12 protein-coding genes are annotated in these 17890 nt (G+C 71.5%); 7 read left to right on the top strand and 5 right to left on the bottom strand.

Translation table 11 applies throughout. The features are described 5' to 3' along the window. Window positions 1-11: 11 nt before the first annotated feature. Window positions 12-776 (bottom strand): sugar isomerase domain-containing protein, encoded by a 765-nt coding sequence (locus ACFYRX_RS09960; RefSeq protein WP_389097851.1) that lies wholly within the window; start codon window positions 774-776, stop codon window positions 12-14. Between the two features lie 119 nt (window positions 777-895). On the opposite strand from ACFYRX_RS09960, the gene ACFYRX_RS09955 reads away from it, so the two are divergent. From ACFYRX_RS09955 to ACFYRX_RS09930, 6 genes are all read left to right on the top strand, one after another. Beyond that, on the top strand, window positions 896-1780 hold the full coding sequence (locus ACFYRX_RS09955) for a MurR/RpiR family transcriptional regulator (protein WP_389097850.1): 885 nt from the start codon (window positions 896-898) through the stop codon (window positions 1778-1780). A 110-nt stretch (window positions 1781-1890) separates the two neighbouring features. After that, window positions 1891-6105, top strand: coding sequence for an NEW3 domain-containing protein (locus ACFYRX_RS09950; RefSeq protein WP_389097849.1), 4215 nt, complete (start codon window positions 1891-1893; stop codon window positions 6103-6105). Continuing rightward, complete coding sequence (locus ACFYRX_RS09945) at window positions 6102-6767, top strand: peptidyl-prolyl cis-trans isomerase (protein WP_389097848.1); 666 nt, start codon at window positions 6102-6104, stop codon at window positions 6765-6767. Before ACFYRX_RS09950 ends, ACFYRX_RS09945 begins: the two co-directional genes overlap by 4 nt. Before the next feature lie 117 nt (window positions 6768-6884). Then, a complete protein-coding gene (locus tag ACFYRX_RS09940) occupies window positions 6885-8258 on the top strand; it encodes an extracellular solute-binding protein (RefSeq protein ID WP_389097847.1) in 1374 nt (457 codons plus the stop codon). Continuing rightward, window positions 8258-9280 carry a carbohydrate ABC transporter permease gene (locus ACFYRX_RS09935; protein WP_389097846.1) on the top strand — a complete coding sequence of 341 codons (1023 nt, stop codon included), beginning with the start codon at window positions 8258-8260 and terminating at the stop codon, window positions 9278-9280. Before ACFYRX_RS09940 ends, ACFYRX_RS09935 begins: the two co-directional genes overlap by 1 nt. Further along, the gene (locus ACFYRX_RS09930) at window positions 9277-10155 is read left to right on the top strand and encodes a carbohydrate ABC transporter permease (RefSeq protein ID WP_389097845.1); all 879 of its coding nucleotides are present in this window, start codon (window positions 9277-9279) and stop codon (window positions 10153-10155) included. The genes ACFYRX_RS09935 and ACFYRX_RS09930 overlap by 4 nt, the downstream gene beginning before the upstream one ends. Here ACFYRX_RS09930 and ACFYRX_RS09925 read toward each other — a convergent pair. Both ACFYRX_RS09925 and ACFYRX_RS09920 read right to left on the bottom strand, forming a co-directional pair. Beyond that, the gene (locus ACFYRX_RS09925; RefSeq protein ID WP_389097844.1) at window positions 10119-12338 is read right to left on the bottom strand and encodes a glycoside hydrolase family 3 N-terminal domain-containing protein; all 2220 of its coding nucleotides are present in this window, start codon (window positions 12336-12338) and stop codon (window positions 10119-10121) included. The genes ACFYRX_RS09930 and ACFYRX_RS09925 overlap by 37 nt on opposite strands. Continuing rightward, on the bottom strand, window positions 12335-13402 hold the full coding sequence (locus ACFYRX_RS09920; protein WP_389097843.1) for an N-acetylglucosamine kinase: 1068 nt from the start codon (window positions 13400-13402) through the stop codon (window positions 12335-12337). The genes ACFYRX_RS09925 and ACFYRX_RS09920 overlap by 4 nt, the downstream gene beginning before the upstream one ends. Before the next feature lie 8 nt (window positions 13403-13410). On the opposite strand from ACFYRX_RS09920, the gene ACFYRX_RS09915 reads away from it, so the two are divergent. Further along, window positions 13411-14748 (top strand): glycosyl hydrolase, encoded by a 1338-nt coding sequence (locus ACFYRX_RS09915; protein ID WP_389097842.1) that lies wholly within the window; start codon window positions 13411-13413, stop codon window positions 14746-14748. 48 nt (window positions 14749-14796) lie between these two features. Here the strand turns inward: ACFYRX_RS09915 and ACFYRX_RS09910 are convergent, their stop codons facing one another. Continuing rightward, window positions 14797-16275: a glycoside hydrolase family 3 N-terminal domain-containing protein gene (locus ACFYRX_RS09910; protein ID WP_389097841.1), complete on the bottom strand. Its 1479-nt coding sequence runs from the start codon at window positions 16273-16275 to the stop codon at window positions 14797-14799. Window positions 16276-16383: 108 nt separating this feature from the next. Then, window positions 16384-17868 (bottom strand): tryptophan 7-halogenase, encoded by a 1485-nt coding sequence (locus tag ACFYRX_RS09905; RefSeq protein WP_389097840.1) that lies wholly within the window; start codon window positions 17866-17868, stop codon window positions 16384-16386. Between the last annotated feature and the right edge of the window lie 22 nt (window positions 17869-17890).

Raw genomic sequence — 17890 nt, 5'->3', positions numbered from 1 at the left:
CCCACAAACAACTACGTGGCCGTACGCCGAACCCGCCCCGCGTACTTCTTCTCCAACTCCAAGTTGCCCTCAAACCCACCAGGCACATTGGCCGACACATAAACCGGCGGACGCCGCCCCGCAGCAAGCAGCAACCCCGAAGCCTCCGCCACCACCATCTGCACCAGCATCACCCCGGTCAGGGTGGACAGCGCCCCCACCGCCCCACCCCCCGGCAACGACACCAACGCGTCCCCGACCGGCGCCGCGTTGTCCAGCACCACATCCGCCAGATCCACGAGCTTCTTCCCGCTCGCGTGCCCGGCCGGCACAGCCGACGTGTGGGTGAGAGACGTGATCGCCAGAACCCGGTGCCCCCGCGACTTCGCGTGCAGCGCCATCTCCACGATGACGTTGTTGACACCGGAGTTGGAGATGATGACGAACAGGTCCTGGGCGTTCGGGGCGGCGAGGTCGTAGAGACGGACCGCCACTCCCGGCTCGCGCTCCAGCAGGGGGTCGTCGAGGACGCTCGGTGCGTCACCGCCGTAGACGACGAGGTCGGACATCTGCAGTCGGTTGGTCGGTACCAGCCCGCCCGCCCGGCCCGCGACCTCCAGGACCATCGCCTGGGAGTGGCCGGTGCCGAAGGCGTGGATCACGCCGTCGGCGCTGATGCAGTCGGCGATCAGTGCGGCGGCGCGGTGCACGTCCTCGCGGGCGGACTCGGTGACGCGGCGGAGGACGTCCAGGCTCTGTTCGGCGAAGCCCTGGGCGCTGACTGACTCGACGGACACGCGACACTCCCCACTGATGGATTGAACCACCATACAACCAGCCAACAGTGAATCAATAAATCACAAAGCGGTCCTGGTATTCAATCTTCGTCCGAAAGGGTGGCTGATACCTTCCCTGCATGCCTCCGACCGACGTCACGACCCTGATCCGCACCGAACTGCCCCGGCTGGCCGGTTCGCTGCGGAAGGTCGGCGAGCTGATCCTGGAGGATCCGGCCGCCGTCACCCACTGCTCGGCCGCCGAGCTGGGCCGCCGCACCGGCACCTCACAGGCCACGGTGACCCGCTTCTGCCGGGCCATCGGACTCGACTCCTACCAGCATCTGCTGATCGAGCTGGCCCAGGAGCGCGGTCGCGGCGAGGTCTCCGACTGGGGCTCGGCCGAGATCGGCCCCGACATCTCGCCGGACGACACTCTGGAGCGGGTCGTCCAGGTCGTCGGCAGCGCGGACCTGCGGGCGATCCAGCAGACCATCGAGCGCATCGACCTCGACGCCCTGGAGCGCGCGGCTCAGGCCCTGGCCAGGGCCCGCCGCATCGACGTGTACGGCGTCGGCGGCAGCGGCGCGGTCGCCCAGGAGACGGAGACGCGGCTGTTCCGCATCGGCTGCCAGGTGCGCGGCTGGACCGAGGTGCACGGCGCGGCCACCTCCGCGGCCCTGCTCACCCCGGCCGACGTGGCCATCGGCATCTCCCACTCCGGTGCGACCCGGGAGACCCTCGAACCCTTCGAGATGGCCAAGGAGCGGGGTGCGACCACCGTCGCCATCACCACCGACCCGCGCTCCCCGCTGGCCAAGGCCGCCGACATCCGGCTCATCTCCGCCGCCTCCGAGACCAGCTTCCGCACCGGCAGCATCGGCGGCCGGCACTCCGTGCTGATGATCGTCGACTGTCTCTACGTCCGGGTCGGCCAGGTCGCCTACCAGCGCGCCAGCTCCTCGCTGGCCCTCACCGACCACATCACCCCGCAGCACGCGGTGAAGGCCCGCCGGACGCGTTGACCGTGTCCGATCATGCATGGATGAACCACCGAGATAACGCGAAGATGGTTGTTTGAATCATCCCCTCGGTGCCAGGATGGGGCTCCCCCGAGCCATCTCGTAGGAGCCCCATGCGTGTCACCTCTGTTGAGTCGACCGAGTTGTTCGTCGGCACCCCCGAGCACCCGCTCCAGGTGGTGGCGGCCGGCATCGAGCACGTCCCGGGTCGCTCCGTCCGCGTCACCGTCGAGGGACGCGGCACCGGGGAGACCGTGGTCACCGTCGGCGCGGACGGCACCGTGCGGGCCGAGATACCCGTGACCGGCGCCGGCGGGCCGATCACGGTCACCGCGGCCGACGGCGACGAGAGGGCGAGCGGCACCGGCGAATTCACGGTCGCCGAGCCCGGCTGGACCATGTTCATGGTCAGCCACTTCCACTACGACCCCGTCTGGTGGAACACCCAGGGCGCCTACACCGAGACCTGGGACGTCGCCGACGACCCGGCCGGCACCGGCCTCCCGGCCCGCACCTTCGACTCCCGCGGCCAGTCCGGCATGAGCCTGGTACGGGCCCACTCCGACCTGGCCCGGCGCGACCCGGCGTACACCTTCGTGCTCGCGGAGGTCGACTACCTCAAGCCGTACTGGAACGCCTTCCCGGAGGAACGCGGCTTCCTGCGCGAGCTGATCCGCACCGGCCGCGTCGAGATCATGGGCGGCACCTACAACGAGCCGAACACCAACCTCACCGGCGCCGAGGCGACCGTACGCAACGCCCTGTACGGCGACGGGTACCAGCGCGCGATCCTCGGGGCGTCCCCGGAGACCGCCTGGCAGCTGGACGCGTTCGGGCACGACCCGCAGTTCCCCGGACTGATGGCGGACGCCGGGGTGACCTCCAGTTCCTGGGCGCGCGGGCCCTTCCACCAGTGGGGGCCCACGCTCTCCGTGTTCGGCGAGGAGCCGCGGGACCCGCAACGGATGCAGTTCCCGGCCGAGTTCGACTGGATCGCCCCCTCCGGGCGCGGGATCCTCACCGCGTACATGGTCAACCACTACGGCGCCGGCTGGCGGATCGACAACGCGCCGACGCTGCCCGAGGCGGAGGCCGAGGCGTTCAAGCTGTTCCAGGGGCTCAAGAAGGTCGCCCTCACGCGCAACGTGCTGCTCCCGGTCGGCGGGGACTACGCGCCGCCGTGCCGCTGGGTGATGGGCATCCACCGGGACTGGAACGCCCGTTACGTCTGGCCGCGGTTCGTCTCCGGCATCCCGCGGGACTTCTTCGCCGCCGTGCGCGCCGAGTTGGACGCCGAGGGCCGCAAGGCCTCGCCGCAGACCCGGGACATGAACCCGGTCTACACCGGCAAGGACGTCTCCTACATCGACACCAAGCAGGCCCAGCGGTACGGCGAGACGCTCCTCGCCGACGCGGAGGCCTGGGCGACGCTCGCCTCCCTGGTCACCGGGCGCGCCTATCCGGACGCGGCCCTCGACAAGGCCTGGCGGCAGCTCGTCTACGGCGCCCACCACGACGCGATCACCGGCTCCGAATCGGACCAGGTGTACATCGATCTCCTCACCGGCTGGCGGGAGTTGGCCGACCTCGCGGAGACCGTGCACGCCGACGCGACGAAGGCACTGGCCGACCGGGTGGAGCCGGGCACGGGACCCGATCTGGTGGTCTTCAACTCCACGACCTGGCAGCGGCGGGACGTGCTCACCGTCGACGACCCGGGCCTGGTGCCCGTCGGCGACGACTTCCAGCCGCTGCCCGCCGTACGCGAACAGGACGGCAGACTCCGGGTGGTCGTACCGGAGGTGCCGGGCCTCGGCCTGAAGGCCCTGCCCCTCGCGGCCGGTTCCGTCCCCCAGTGGACGCCGGGCGAGGGGACGACCATCCGCAACGAGTTCTACGAGGTGACGGTCGACCCCGCGCGCGGCGGCGCCGTGAGCGGTCTTCGCGCGCTCACCGAGGGCGGCCGGGATCTGCTGCCCGCCGGTGACATCGGCAACGAACTCGTCGTCCAGGAGGAGTTCGCGAGACACCCCCGCTTCGGCGAGGGCCCCTGGCACCTCACCCCGACCGGAACGACCGCCGCCCGCAGCGGTGACGTGGCGGCGGACATCGACGTCGAGCACTCCCCCGCGGGTTCACGCATCACCGTCCGCGCCGACCTCGGCCTGTTCACCTACACCCAGCGGCTGACCCTCTGGAAGGGCGTCGACCGGCTCGACGTCTCCACCACCGTCGACGGCTACGACGGCGCCGACCGTCTCATCCGGGTCCGCTGGCCCTCCGACGTGCGGGGCGGGCTGCCCGTGCACGAGGTCGCCGACGCGGTGATCGGGCGCGGGTTCGGGTTCGTGGAGGTGAACAGCGAGGAGTTCCCGTGGACGCTCGACAACCCGGCCCACACCTGGTTCGGGCTGGGGTCCACGGCACGGGTCGCGCTCAAGGACGACTCCGGCACGCTGCTCGGCCAACGGGCCTTCGGAGTCGCCGAGTTGGTGTACGCCGACTGGGACAGGGCCGGTGAGCTGGGCGCCCCGCTCGCGGCGGCCCTCGTGCGTGCGGGCGTCACGGCGACGTCGACCATCGCGGGCGGCCCCCGCTACGGCGACCTGGAGGTCGACTCCAACCTCCCCGACATCCGGATCGCCGTCGGCGGCCCGGAGCGCAACTCCCTGGTCGCCGAGGCACTCTCCATGGACCCGGCCGCCGACCGCGAACTGCGCCGGCAGGTCGTCGAGCAGGGTGCCGCGGCCGTCTGGGTCGCACCGCGGGCCTCCCTGCGCGAGGAGTGGGTGCCCGGGGCCGACCTGCGCGACCTGGAGCGGCTGCCCCTGCTGGTGATCGCGGGCGCCGATCCCTCGGGCGACGCGAAGGCGGTCGACGCGCTGATCGCGGATCTGGAGGACTTCACCGTCACGGCCACCGCGGCGGGCGGCGGCGAGGCGCTGCCACCGGGCGACGCCTGGGACGGGCGCGGCTTCGCCGTCCTGAACCGTGGCACGCCCGGCTGTGTCGTCACCACCTCCGGCGACCTCTACATGTCCCTGATGCGTTCCTGCACCGGCTGGCCGTCCGGCATCTGGGTCGACCCGCCCCGCCGCACGGCACCCGACGGGTCGGGCTTCCAGCTCCAGCGCTGGTCGCACACCTTCGAGTACGCCGTCGTCGCGGGCGAGGGCGACTGGCGGGACCTGCGACTCCCGGCCCGGGGACACGAGTTCAACCATCCGCTCACCGCCCGGGTACGCGGCGACGGCGGGACCCCGCTGCTCCCCAGGAGGACCTCCCTGCTGGAGGTGGAACCGGCCCGCGAGGTGATCCTCGACGCCCTCAAGCCGCTCGGCTCCCCGCTGGCCCGGGGCAGCGCCGCGCCGGTGGATCCGGGGCGCGGGGTCGTGGTCCGGGTGCACGAGGTGAACGGGCGCCCGGTACGGGCCCGGGTGCGCGGACCGGTCGCGTGGACGGAGGGCGCCCGGGCGGACGTACTGGAAAGGCCCGGGGAGTCGCTGACGCCGGACGGCGAGGGGACCCTGGAGACGGCCCTGACCGGCTTCGAGGTGGCCACCGTCCTGGCCACGCCCCCGCAGGCACCCGAGCCGACGACCGATCCCGGCGTCGCCGCCCACGAACCCGCGCAGCCGATCCACACCCGGTACTGGCTCCACAACTCCGGGCCCGCCCCGCGCGGCAACATGCCCGTGTCGGTGTACGTCTCCCCGACCGCGCTCACGGCCACCGGCCCCGTCACCGCGACGGTCCGGGTCGGCTCGGAGCTCACGGACACGTCGGTGAGCGGCACGGTGGTCTTCGAGGTGCCGCCGGGCTGGTCGGCCGAGCCCGCCGAACTGCCGTACACGCTCCGCCCCGGCGGTTTCTCGCTGTCCGAGGTGACCGTGACACCGCCACCGGACGCCGAGCCCGGACGGCACTGGCTCACGGCCAGGCTGTCGTACGGCGGACAGATCTACGAGGACGTCGTCGGCCTCGACGTGCCCGGCGGGCCGCCCGCCGGGCAGGGGCTGACGTGCGAGCTGGACGCCGACCGGGTCACCGTGCGCCGAGGTGAGCGGGCTCAGGTTCCGGTGAGCCTGCGGAACACCACGCGGGGCCCGGTCGGCGGACAGCTGTGGGCCGTGTCGTCCTGGGGCACATGGCCGGGCGTCGGCCCGGCTCTCCAGGGCTTCACGGTGCCGGGAGGAGAGCAGCGGGACGCGGTGATCGAGGTGGACGGCTCTGCGATCCCACCGGGCGCGTACTGGCTGATGGCGAAGGCCGCATGGAACGGCCACGTGGCGTACACGAGGGCGATCCCCCTGGAGGTGACTCCGTGACGCCTGAACACGCTGCACTGATAGACGGCGAACCACTGCCGACAGAACGGGTGAACGCCTTCCTGGAAGCGCCCCCTAGGGGCGCGGGGAACGGCGCGACCAGCCACAACGAACCCGCACCCGCCAGACGGCAACCCGAGGCACCCTCCGTCGCGAGACAACGCCGCCGCTGGGCCACCCAAGTGATCGTCACCGACGAACTCGCCCGAAGGGCCTGCGCGGCCCGAGGCTTGAAACCCCCGCCCGGAGTCTCACCGGCCAAGGCCCTCACCCTGGCCGAATCCGACGTCGCAGACCTCGGCAGCATCGTCGCCGCGGCTTTGGCCCACTCCCCCGCCGCCCGCACCCTCCTCGCCGCCCTTGAGTCCGAACAGAGGGTCCCGGAGACCGCCATACGGGACTACTACGACCGCAACCAGGACCGCTTCCTCACCCCAGAGGCCCTCAGACGCGGCACAGACCCCTTCGGCGAGGCGTCGGCACCGGAAGACGTCCAGCCCTACGAAGAGGTCCGCGACCGCATCACACGCGAGCTGCGCCAAGCGGCCGGCCGCCAGGCCTTCTTCGGTTGGCTGGACCAGGCCCGCAGCCACGTGACCTACTCCCACGGGCACGAACACCCCGGCGATCCGTCGCACCCGGACCACGAACACCGGCACTGATCTCGCACGGAACCTAAACGCAACACGGGAAACCATTGACCTCCGATGAATTCTGGTCCACCTTTTCATCAATCGGAGTCGGAGTTGGTTCATTGAACCAGCCGTGGAGGGCATGACATGCGCGCAAAGAGACTGACCCGCACCCTGACCTGTATCGCCGCCCTGTCGCTGACGGCCGCGGGCTGCGGCCTGTCCGGCGGCGGATCCGACAGCGGTGACGCCACCGCAGGCGGCTGCAAGGTCGACAAGGGCAACGTCGGGTCGGGCAAGCTCACCGGCGAGGTGAAGGGCGACATCACCTTCCAGACGACCAACCTGAAGAAAGACTTCGGTGATTTCTTCAACGGGGTGATCAAGTCCTTCGAGACGGCCCACCCCGGCACGAAGGTCAAGTGGATCGACGACCCCGGTGACTCGACGTTCGGCCAGCGCACCGTCGCCGACGCCCAGGCGTGCACCCTGCCCGACGTGCTCAACGTCGACTCCCCGACCGCCACCTCCCTCACCAAGGCCGGCTACCTGCTCAACGTCGGCGTCAAGGACCCGGACGCCGCCAAGCCGTTCGTCCCGGCGTTCTGGAAGTCCAGCACCATGAAGGACCCCTCGGGCGCCTCGGTGCACACGGTGCTGCCCTGGTACACCGGCGGCATCCTCCTGACGTACAACACCGACCTGCTGAAGCAGGCGGGCATCGACCCGGCGAAGCCGCCGACGACGGTCTTCGGACTGTTCGCCGACTACGAGAAGGTCGCCAAGGCGGCCAAGGGCAAGTACTTCGCGACGATGGCCAACCCGGTGTGGCGGATCCCGGCCGACTGGGACCAGATGAACATCAAGACCCTCTCCGCCGACGGCAAGTCCGCCGTCTTCGCCGACGACCCGCGCACCACCCAGTGGGTCGAGTGGATGACGAAGCTGTACAAGGAGGGCGCGATGCCGAAGGACTCGCTGTCCTCCAGCAACGACCCCTCCACGCTCTACAGCCAGGGCAAGGTCGCCTATGGTTCGACCAACCCGAGCTTCGTGCGCTTCGTGCAGCAGAACAGCCCGTCGGTCTACGACAAGACCGCCGTCGGACAGCAGCCCTTCGACGCGCTCGGCCACACCACCGGGGCCCCGCAGTACATCGCGACCACGGCGACCAGCAAGAACGCCCCCACGGCGCTGGCGTTCGCGGAGTTCCTCACCAACGCCGAGAACCAGACGGCCTGGTGCAAGGACCCGAAGGTGGTGATCTTCCCGACGACCACGACCTCGCTGGACGACCCGTTCTTCCAGAAGGTCAGCGGTGACGACCCGTTCGCCCAGGCGCGCAAGCTGGTCGCCGAGCAGCTCAAGACGGCGACCGCCTACCAGACCAACATCTCCTCGGCCCTGCAGAACGTCATCGTGGGCCAGGTGCAGCTCGCCATGCAGGGCAAGAAGAGCGCGGCGGACGCGGTCAAGGACGCCCAGGAGAAGGCGAACGAGCTGCTGAAGCAGAGCAGCTGATGGTGGCGACGCACACCACGAACCCGGTGTCCGTGCCCGGCGCGCAGACCGAGGTCTCCGTGCCGGGCCCGGCCCCGTCCCGCGCCCGCCGGCTCGCCAGGGCCGTCCTGCCGGGCCCCGCTCCCGGCGCCAACGGGGCGGCGATGTACCGCCGTTGGTGGCTGCCGTGGCTGTGGACCGCGCCCGCGATCGCCTGCGCGGTGATCTTCGGCGTGTTCCCGTTCCTCAACACGGTCCTGCTGTCGTTCACCAACGCCAAGCCGCTGGGCGGCGCGTCGAGTTTCGTCGGGCTCGACAACTACACGCGGATGCTCGACGACTCGGACTTCTGGCTGGCGACCCGCAACAGCATCCTGTACGCGCTGATCGTCGTACCGCTGATGGTGCTGCTGCCGCTGCTGCTGGCCGTGCTGGTGGAGAAGAACCTGCCGGGCATCGGCTTCTTCCGGTCCGCCTTCTACACACCGGTGCTGGCGTCGAGTGTGGTCGTGGGTCTGAGCTGGCAGTGGCTGCTGGCCGACGACGGCCTGGTCAACACCTCGTTGCAGAAGGCCCACTTGATCAAGTCGGCCATTCCCTTCCTCTCCGACTCCTGGCTCATCCTGCTCTCCGCGATGGGCCTGACCCTGTGGAAGGGCCTCGGCTGGTACATGGTGTTCTACCTGGCCGCCCTCGGGAACGTCCCCAAGGAACTCCACGAGGCGGCCTCCATGGACGGCGCCGGCGCGGCCCGCCGCTTCTGGCACATCACCGTGCCCGGGGTACGGCAGGCCATGATGCTCGTCGGCACCCTCACCGGCATCGGCTCGCTCAGGGTCTTCACCGAGATCTACATGCTCGGCAGCTCCACCGGCGGCCCCGGCGGCGCCGACCGCACCCTGCCGTTCTACATCCGGGACGTCGGCCTGGACCCGATCACCGGCAACGCCGGTTACGGCTCGGCCGTCAGCGTCGCCCTGTTCCTGCTGACGCTGGGCCTGACCCTGCTGGCGCAGCGCCTGACGAAGGAGGACGAGGCATGAGCACGGCTCTCGACAAGCGCCGCAGCCCGATGCCGCGCTGGCGGGACTACGGCCGCCCCCGCGAGCTGGTCGTCCGCTATCTGCTGCTCCTGCTGGTCCTCGGTCTCACCGTCGGCCCGCTGCTCTGGCAGCTCCTCGCCTCGCTGAAGGGCACAGGCGAGGACGTCTTCGGCTCGAACGCCACCCTGCTCCCCCACAACCCGACCCTGCGCGCCTACCGGACGGTCTTCGACCAAGTGCCGGTGTGGACGTACATCAAGAACAGCCTGATCGTGGTCGCCCTGTCGGTCACCAGCCAGCTGGTGTTCTCCACCACCGCCGGCTACATGCTCTCCAAGCCCGGCTGGAAGGGCCGCAAGGCGGTCTGGGTGGTGCTGATCGCCTCGATGATGTTCCCCTTCGAGTCGATCATGGTGTCGCTGTTCCTGAGCATCCGGGACATGGGCCTGGTCGACCACCTGGCCGGTGTGTGGCTGCCCGGCTTCGTCGGCGCCATCAACGTCCTCCTCATGCGCGGCGCGTTCCTCGCGGTCCCGCGCGAGATCGAGGACTCGGCCATGCTCGACGGCGCCAACGAGTGGCAGCGCTTCCGGTACCTGTATCTGCCGTCTGCGTGGGGCGCGATCCTCGTGGTCGTCATCAACACCTTCATCAGCGCCTGGGACGACTTCCTGTGGCCGCTGATCGTGCTGCGTTCCGAGAGCAACATGACGCTGACGCTGGGGCTGTCACGCCTGCAGAGCTCGTCGTTCGGCTACGACCAGCGGATGGTCATGGCCGGTTCGGTGATCTCGGTCGTGCCGGTTCTGGTGCTGTTCGTGATCACGCAGCGGTGGTTCTACAAGGGCGTGTCGTCGGGTGCCGTGAAGCTCTGACCCCGGGCCCTGAGCGCCTCCCCGGCGGACGCGGCGACCCTGATCTCGACCGCGTCGCCGCCGAGGTCCTCCGGGGCCAGGGCCAGCGTGACCGTACGGCGCTCGCCGGGCGCCAGGCCGACACCCTCGAACGCGCACAGTTCGAGGGTGCGCGGCCAGGTGGGGGTGATCAGACGCCGCAGATAGACCTGGACGACCGAAACCCCGTACCGCTCACCGGTGTTGGTGACATCGACGGCGACCGCCGTGCGGGTGGTCCGGGGTTCGCCGTACTCGAAACTCGTGTACGACAGCCCGTGCCCGAAGGAGTACTGCGGCTCGGCGCTCCCGTCGACGTATCCGCCGTACTCGGTGTCCTTGTGGTTGTAGTAGACGGGGAGCTGGGCCGCCGAGCGGGGGACGGAGACGGGCAGGCGGCCGGCCGGTTCCGCGAGCCCGAGCAGGATCTCGGCGATCGCCTCGCCGCCCCAGGGGCCGGGGTACCAGGCGGTGAGCAGGGCGGGCGCGGTGTCCGGCACGACGTGCGGGCGCCCCTGGACCAGCACGACCGCGGTCGGCGTGCCCGTCGCGACGACGGCTTCCAGCAGCGCGTACTGGGCTGCTCCCAGCCGCAGTTCGGCCAGGTCGACACCCTCGCCGCAGGTCATCTCGGAGACCGCGTTGCGTGCGGCCCCGTTGGCGTCGAACCCGGTCCCGGACGTACGGGCGCTGCTGCCGCCCAGCACCAGCACGGCGAGGTCGGACGCGGCGGCCTCGGCGATCGCCGCCGGGATGCCGGAGAGGTCCGTGCCGGTGAGGGTGCAGCCGGGGGCGTGGCGGATCTCGAGGCCGGGCGGGGCCAGCCGGCGCAGGGCGTCGAGGACGCTGCTGCCGGTGCCGGGGCGCTGGGGGGCCGTGTAGTCGCCCGACTGGTGGGCGGTGGTGGCGGACTGGGGGCCGAGTACGGCGATCCGGGAGAGGTTGCCGCCGATGGGCAGCACACCGTCGTTGCGCAGGAGGGTGACGGCAGCTCGGGCGACCTCCTTGCTGAGCTCCGTGCCGCCGGCCGGTGGGCGGGCCGCCGGGTGCTGCCGTTCGAAGAGTCCCAGCCGGAACTTGAGCCGCAGGACGCGGGCGACGGCGGCGTCGAGGGTCTTCTCGCTCACCAGAGAGCGCTCGACCGCCTCCTCCAGGTGTGTGAAGCCCTCGTCCCAAAGGCTCAGATCCACACCGGAGTTGAGGGCGAGGGCACCCGCGGAGACCTTGTCGCCGGTGATGCGGGCCAGCCGGTCGACGGCGAGCCCGTCCGCCATGACGAGCCCGTCGAAACCCCAGTCCTCGCGCAACAGCCCGGTGAGCAGGGCGCGGTTGCCGGAGCAGGGCATGCCGTCGACCTCGTTGTACGCGGCCATGACGGCGGCGGCACCCGCGCGGACGCCGGCCCTGGCGGCGGGGAGGTGGATCTCGCTCAGCTCACGCCAACCCAGCTCGGACTCGGCGGAGTTGCGTCCGCCGACGGTGGCACCCTGACCGGCGAAGTGCTTGAGGACCACGGGGGCCTTGTCGGGGGCGAAGCCGGTACCCGTGCCCTGCATGCCCCGCACCAGTGCCGTCGTCAGCCGGGCGGCGAGGTACGGGTCCTCGCCGAAGCACTCCTCGGTGCGGCCCCACCGCGGGTCGCGGGCGATGTCGAGGGCGGAGACGAGGGCCACGTGGCCGCCGCGGGCGCGCAGTTCGGCGGCGGCGTGGGCGGCGGCACGCTCGTACAGGTCGGGGTCCCAGGTGGCGCCGATCGCCAGGTTGACGGGGAGGACCGTGCCGTCGAGGGCCATAAGGCCGTGCGGGACCTCCTCGACGAACAGCGCGGGGATGCCGAGGCGGCTCCGGTCCACGACATGCCGCTGCACCAGTTCGGCGAGTGCGGCTGCGTCCTCGGCGCCGGGCCCGCTCCCGTGGTCCACGCCGGACCAGGCGTCGGCGCGCTGGAGGCCGTACAGGGCGCCGAGCCCCTCGAAGCGGTCGGTCTCGGCACGCAGGGCGTCGGTGAGTTCGAAGCCTCCGCCGGGGGTGCGGCGGTAGGCGTCCCAGCCGTACATCCGCTGGTTGAGCTGGCCGACCTTCTCGCGCAGGGTCATCCGGGCGAGGAGGTCGTGGACGCGGGCGTCGACGGGGGCGGTGGGGTCGCGGTACACGGCATCGCTCATGACAGGTGCGCCAGGCGTGCGAGGGCGACCGCGCCGGGGCAGCCGTCGGCCACCCAGTCGAGGCTCAGACTGTGGGCGTCGAGCCGTTCGGCCAGCGGGGCCGTGAGCGGGCCGCCGGGGCCGAGGAGCCCGCCCGTGGCGACGATCCGCTCGCCGGGGCGCGGTTCCAGCGCCCGTACGGTGTCCAGCAGATGGCCGGCCGCCTCGCCGATGATCTCCTGGGCCACGGCGTCCTTCTCGGCGGCGGCCTCGGCGACCAGCGGGGCGAAGCGGGCCAGCCGGATCGGCGGGTCGGCCATGACGGCGGGCAGCAGATGGCGGCGGAAGTCCTCACGCCGGGCGCGTGACCAGCCGGGGACACCGGGTTCGTGGGCTCCGGTTCCGGGCGGCCGGGGGGTGCCGCCGCTGTCGTAGGACGGGATTCCGCCCTTGGGGAGGACGTCCACCGGCAGGTCGAGGGTGCGGCCGACCCACCCGGCCAGGACGGTGGCGCGACCGCGGCCGTCGGCCATGCGCAGGGCGGCCCGTACCGCGCTGCGGCCGATCCAGAAGCCGCTGCCCTCGTCGCCGAGGAGCCAGCCGTCGCCGTCCACGGTGGTCGTGGCGTGCCGGTCGGTGATGCGCATGGCGACCGCGCCCGTGCCCGCGACCAGGGCGAGGCCGTCGGAGGGGGTGCCGGGGGCGGCGGCGAAGGCGGCCTCGATGTCGCTGCTGACGCCTACCCGGTCCGCCGGGATGCCGAGGCCGCGCAGGGCCGCGGTGAGGGCGGTGCGGGCCCTGACGGTGCCGGGGTCCTCCACGGAGGCGGCCGTGGCGCCGGCGAAACCGCCGGTCACGGCGACGACCCGGGCGCGCGCCGACTCGGGCACCACCCGGGCGAGCGCCTCGGTCAGATGCTCGGTGAGCTGCGGGACCGGCACGGTCATGGCGTTGCCCGGCCCGGCGGTGCTCTCGCCGAGCACGCGGCCCTCGTCGGCGGTGGCGAGAACCGCGCGGGTGCGGGTGCCGCCGGCGTCGAGGCCGATGACCAGGTCGCGCGATTCGTGGTTCAAATAATTACCCATCGATGACTATGGTGATTGATACATTCACCCAGGACAAGTGCAGGACGAGTGCAGAACAAGCGCAGGACACGAACGGCACAGGAGCCGGACCAAGGCCGGACCGGGCCGAACCCGAGGAGGATCCCATTCCCACGCTCCGCTTCGGCGTCAACTACACGCCCCGCCACGGCTGGTTCCACGCCTGGCACGACTTCGATCCCGCCCGCGCCCGCGACGATCTCGCCCAGATAGCCGGTCTGGGCCTCGACCACGTGCGGGTCTTCCACCTCTGGCCGCTCCTCCAGCCCAACCGCACGCTGATCCGCACCGCCGCCGTGGACCAGCTCGCACAGCTGGTCGACCTGGCGGCCGAGGCGGGCCTCGACGTCATGGTGGACGGTGTGCAGGGCCATCTGTCGAGCTTCGACTTCTACCCGGAGTGGACCCGCAGCTGGCACCACCGCAACGTCTTCACCGACCCGGATGCCATCGCCGCCCAGGCGGACCTGCTGCGCACGCTCGGCCACGCCCTCACCGGCCGCCCCAACCTCATCGGCCTGCAACTGGGCAACGAGCTCAACAACCTCGTCGAGCACAACCCGGCGACGGTCGCGGAGATCGACCACTACCTCGACTCGCTGCTGGCGGCCGCCCGCGACGGGCTGGGCCCGTCCGGCCTGGTCACCCACTCCGCGTACGACGCCGCCTGGTACGGCGACGACCACCCCTTCACCCCCGAGGCCTCGGCCCGCAAGGGCGACCTCACCACCGTCCACCCGTGGGTCTTCTCCGGCGGCTGCGCCCAGCTCTACGGCCCCCGCTCCCCCCAGGTCCTGCACCTCGCCGAATACGGCACGGAACTGGCCAAGGCCTACGCCGAGGACCCGTCCCGCCCGGTCTGGATCCAGGAGACGGGCGCCCCCGAACCCCACATCCCGGCCGCCGACGCCCCCCACTTCGCCCGCGAGACGATCCTGAACGCCTCGGGCTGCCAGGACCTGTGGGGCGTGACGTGGTGGTGCTCCCACGACGTGGACCGCTCCCTCGCCGACTTCCCGGAACTGGAGTACACGCTGGGGCTGTTCGACGCGCAGGGCAGGCCGAAGCCGATCGCGCAGGCCGTGGCGGCGACGGTCGCGGAACTGCGGGCGGCCCCTGCGTCGGCCGAGCCCCGCGACACGGCCCTGGTCCTGGACTGCACCGCGTCCACCCGGTCGGTGTCGGGCCCGGGCGGGGCGTACTTCGAGGAGTGGATGCGCCTGCGACAGCAGGGCGTCCGCCCCGCGGTGGTACTCGCGGAACGCGCGGAGGATGTTGAGTATCTCGGAGCTCGCGGAATCAAGAAGGTCACAGGTGAGGGCTTTTAGGGGCGCGGGCAACTGCGCGACCAGCCCCCCACCGGCCGGCAGACGAAATCACCGCGCCCCGGCCAGCACTTCGGCCACCGCCCGCAGATTGACCTTCCCCCGCCCGTAGGAACAAATCGCACTCCCGTCCGGCAGCCCCGTGGCAACCCGCACCGCCCCCGGCCGCCGGGCCACGAGCGCGTCCCGTACGCGGGCCTGCCAGGGATACAGCCCCGCATCACACGTGGCCACGACCAGCGGCGCACCCCCGGCCTGGGCCAGAATCTCGTCGACGAGCGTGGAAGGATCAACCGGCTCCCCGGCGACCGCCGTCCCCGTGGCCGTCGGATCAACGGCCAGTACCTGGGTCAGCAGATCCTCCCCACCCCAGTTCAGCGCGGGATGCGGCGCCGGAAACAGATCCACGACATGCGCCCCGGAGACGGGGGCCGGCGAAACCTGCCCCCTGACAGCCCGCCGAGCCGCCTCCAGCCCGGCCTCCGCGTCCCACGCCGTGACCATCGCGGCCGGCGTCGCATACCGCTCCACCAGCCGCTGGACCCGCCCCGCGGCCTCCCTGATCCGTTCCTCGCCCAGCACTCCGTCCCGCAACGCCTCGAGCACCGCGTCCCGGCACTCGAGAGTGACCCCCAGGTCGGGTACGGCGACGATGACCTGGTCCGCCCCGGCGGCGAGGGCGATCCGCGCGCCCGCGGCCTCCCCGTACAGGTCGGCGATCGCCTTCATCTCCAGCGCGTCGCTGACGAGCACGCCGTCGAATCCGAGTTCGTGCCGGAGCAGGTCACCGAGGATGCGCCGGCTGAGCGTGGCGGGACGGTTCGCGTCGAGCGCCGGGAAGACGACGTGCGCGCTCATCAGCATCGGCACCCCTGCGGCGATCGCCGCCCGGAAGGGGCCGAGGTCCAGTTCCTCGTACGGCCGCGGGTCGACGGCGAGTTCGTGGTGGCTGTCGGTGAGGGTGCCGCCGTGCCCGGGGAAGTGCTTGGCGCAGGAGGCGATGCCCCGTGCCTCGGTGGCCGCGATCCAGGCGCCCAGGTGCCGGGAGACCAGGTCGGGGTCGGTGCCGAAGGCGCGGGTACGCACAATCGGGTTGTCGGCCTGACGCTGGATGTCGGCGACGGGGGCGTAGGAGGCGGTGATGCCCAGCGCCGCCAGGTGACCGGCGAGCGCGTCGGCGCAGCGGGCGGTGAGGTCGAGGTCGTCGACGACACCGAGGGCGTAGGAGCCGGGGACCTCCGGGGCGTCCGCGGCAACCAGGTGTCCGATGCCGCCGCCCTCGTTGTCGATGGCGACCAGCAGGTCCGGGCGCAGTGCCCGCAGCGTGTCGGTGAGCCGGCGCACCTGCTCGGCGTCGCGCACGTTGCGGGTGAACAGGATGACCCCGCCGAGCCCGCGGTCGATGAGCCGCTTCAGGGTGTCGGGGACGACCGTGGTTCCTTCGAACCCGGCGACGAGGCAGCGGTGCGCGGCCTCGTCGAGGTCGACGGGGAGTGCGGTGCGGGCATGCGGGCGCTCGGTGTGGGTCACTCCTGGAATCCTCTGGCTCACCCAGCCGAAAGTCAACACACCCATGGCTGGACCATTCACATGAGGGTGTGCGCCCGCGCGCGGGCCGACCCGTGCCGGTGACTCCCCCTAGTGGGCCGGGTTCCACCCCAACCCGTCGTCGGAGGCCATGAGTCGACCCGGCTCGGCCGTGCCGGAGGTGTCCAGCGGGCCGCCGTAGAGGGCCTGGTCCTGGAGGTCCCTGCCGGTGCGGAAGGTCTCACCGACGACCTTGGTGGACAGCAGCGGGTTCACCCGGTCGTCGGTCATGGCCAGCTGTCCGACCGCGCCGTCCAGCTCGGCGGCCGCGGCACTCCACTGCTTCCCGAGCCGTCCGGGCCCTTCCGGACGCAGTACCGCGGTGTCGCCCGAGACCAGCCCGCCCGCCAGTTCGGCGAACGCGGCCACCTCGGTGCTGTCGACGTTCGTGACCTTCTTCGCCGACCAGAAGTAGGACTCCTCGTTGCGCTCCATGTCGTAGAACGCGATGAGGAACTCGTAGAACACCCCGTACTCGCGCCGGTAGCGTGCCTCGAACTCCGCGAAGCCGCGCTCCTCGGAAACGCTGCCGTCCAGCGCGGAGTTCACTGCCCGGGCGGCCAACAGGGCGCCGTAGGTGGCCAGATGGACGCCGGACGACAGCACCGGGTCGACAAAGCAGGCGGCATCGCCGACGAGGGCCATGCCGGGGGTCCAGAAGGCCGTCTTCCAGTACGACCAGTCCTTGCGCACCCGGACCCGGTCGTACGGTGCCTCGGTCGCGACCGGCACTCCGTCGAGCAGCTCGGCGACCTCGGGGCAGGCGCGGATCATGTCCTGCCAGGCGGCTCGCGGATCCCGCTGGACGTCCGGGTGGTGCTCGGGTGAGATCACCGCGCCGACGCTGGTCAGGTCGTCGCGCAGCGGGATGTACCAGAGCCAGCCGGCGTCGAACGCGGCACAGAAGATGTTGCCCCTGTTCGGTTCGGGAAGCCTGCGTCCGCCCGCGAAGTAGCCGAACACGGCGAGGTTGCGGAAGAAGTCGGAGTAGACGCGCGTCCCGCCCACCCCGGAGTGGATCCGGCTGGTGTTGCCGGACGCGTCGATGATGTAACGGCCGTACGCGGTACGGGCGTTGCCGTCCGGGTCGGTGTACTCGACCCCGCGTACCCGCTCGTCGTCGGCGACGATCCGGCGCACCGGGGTGCCCTCGCGGACCTCGGCGCCGACGCGGGCGGCGTTGCGCAGCAGGATCTCGTCGAACCGGGACCGCTCGACCTGGAACGCGGTCGCCGTGGGCTCGGGCAGCCGGGGTGTCATGGAGAAGGAGAACTGCCACGGTTTCGGGTCGCGGCCCCAGCGCAGTGTGCCGCCGCGCTTGAGGGTGAACCCGGCCTCGGCCACCTCGTCGGCGACACCGAGGATGCCGCACAGACCGTGCACGGTGGCTGGCAGCAGCGACTCGCCGATCTGGTACCTCGGGAAGGTCTCCCGTTCCAGCAGCAGCACCCGGTGCCCGCGCATCGCGACGACGGCCGCGGCGGTCGAGCCGGCCGGCCCGCCACCGACGACGATCAGGTCGTACTCGGGGTCCATGGGTACTCCAGTTCTCGCGGGT

The sequence above is a fragment of the Streptomyces sp. NPDC005374 genome (genome assembly GCF_042872225.1).
Lineage (GTDB): Bacteria > Actinomycetota > Actinomycetes > Streptomycetales > Streptomycetaceae > Streptomyces.
The sequence above is the reverse complement of the archived record's forward strand: the minus strand, read 5'-3'. Positions and strand labels throughout refer to the sequence as shown.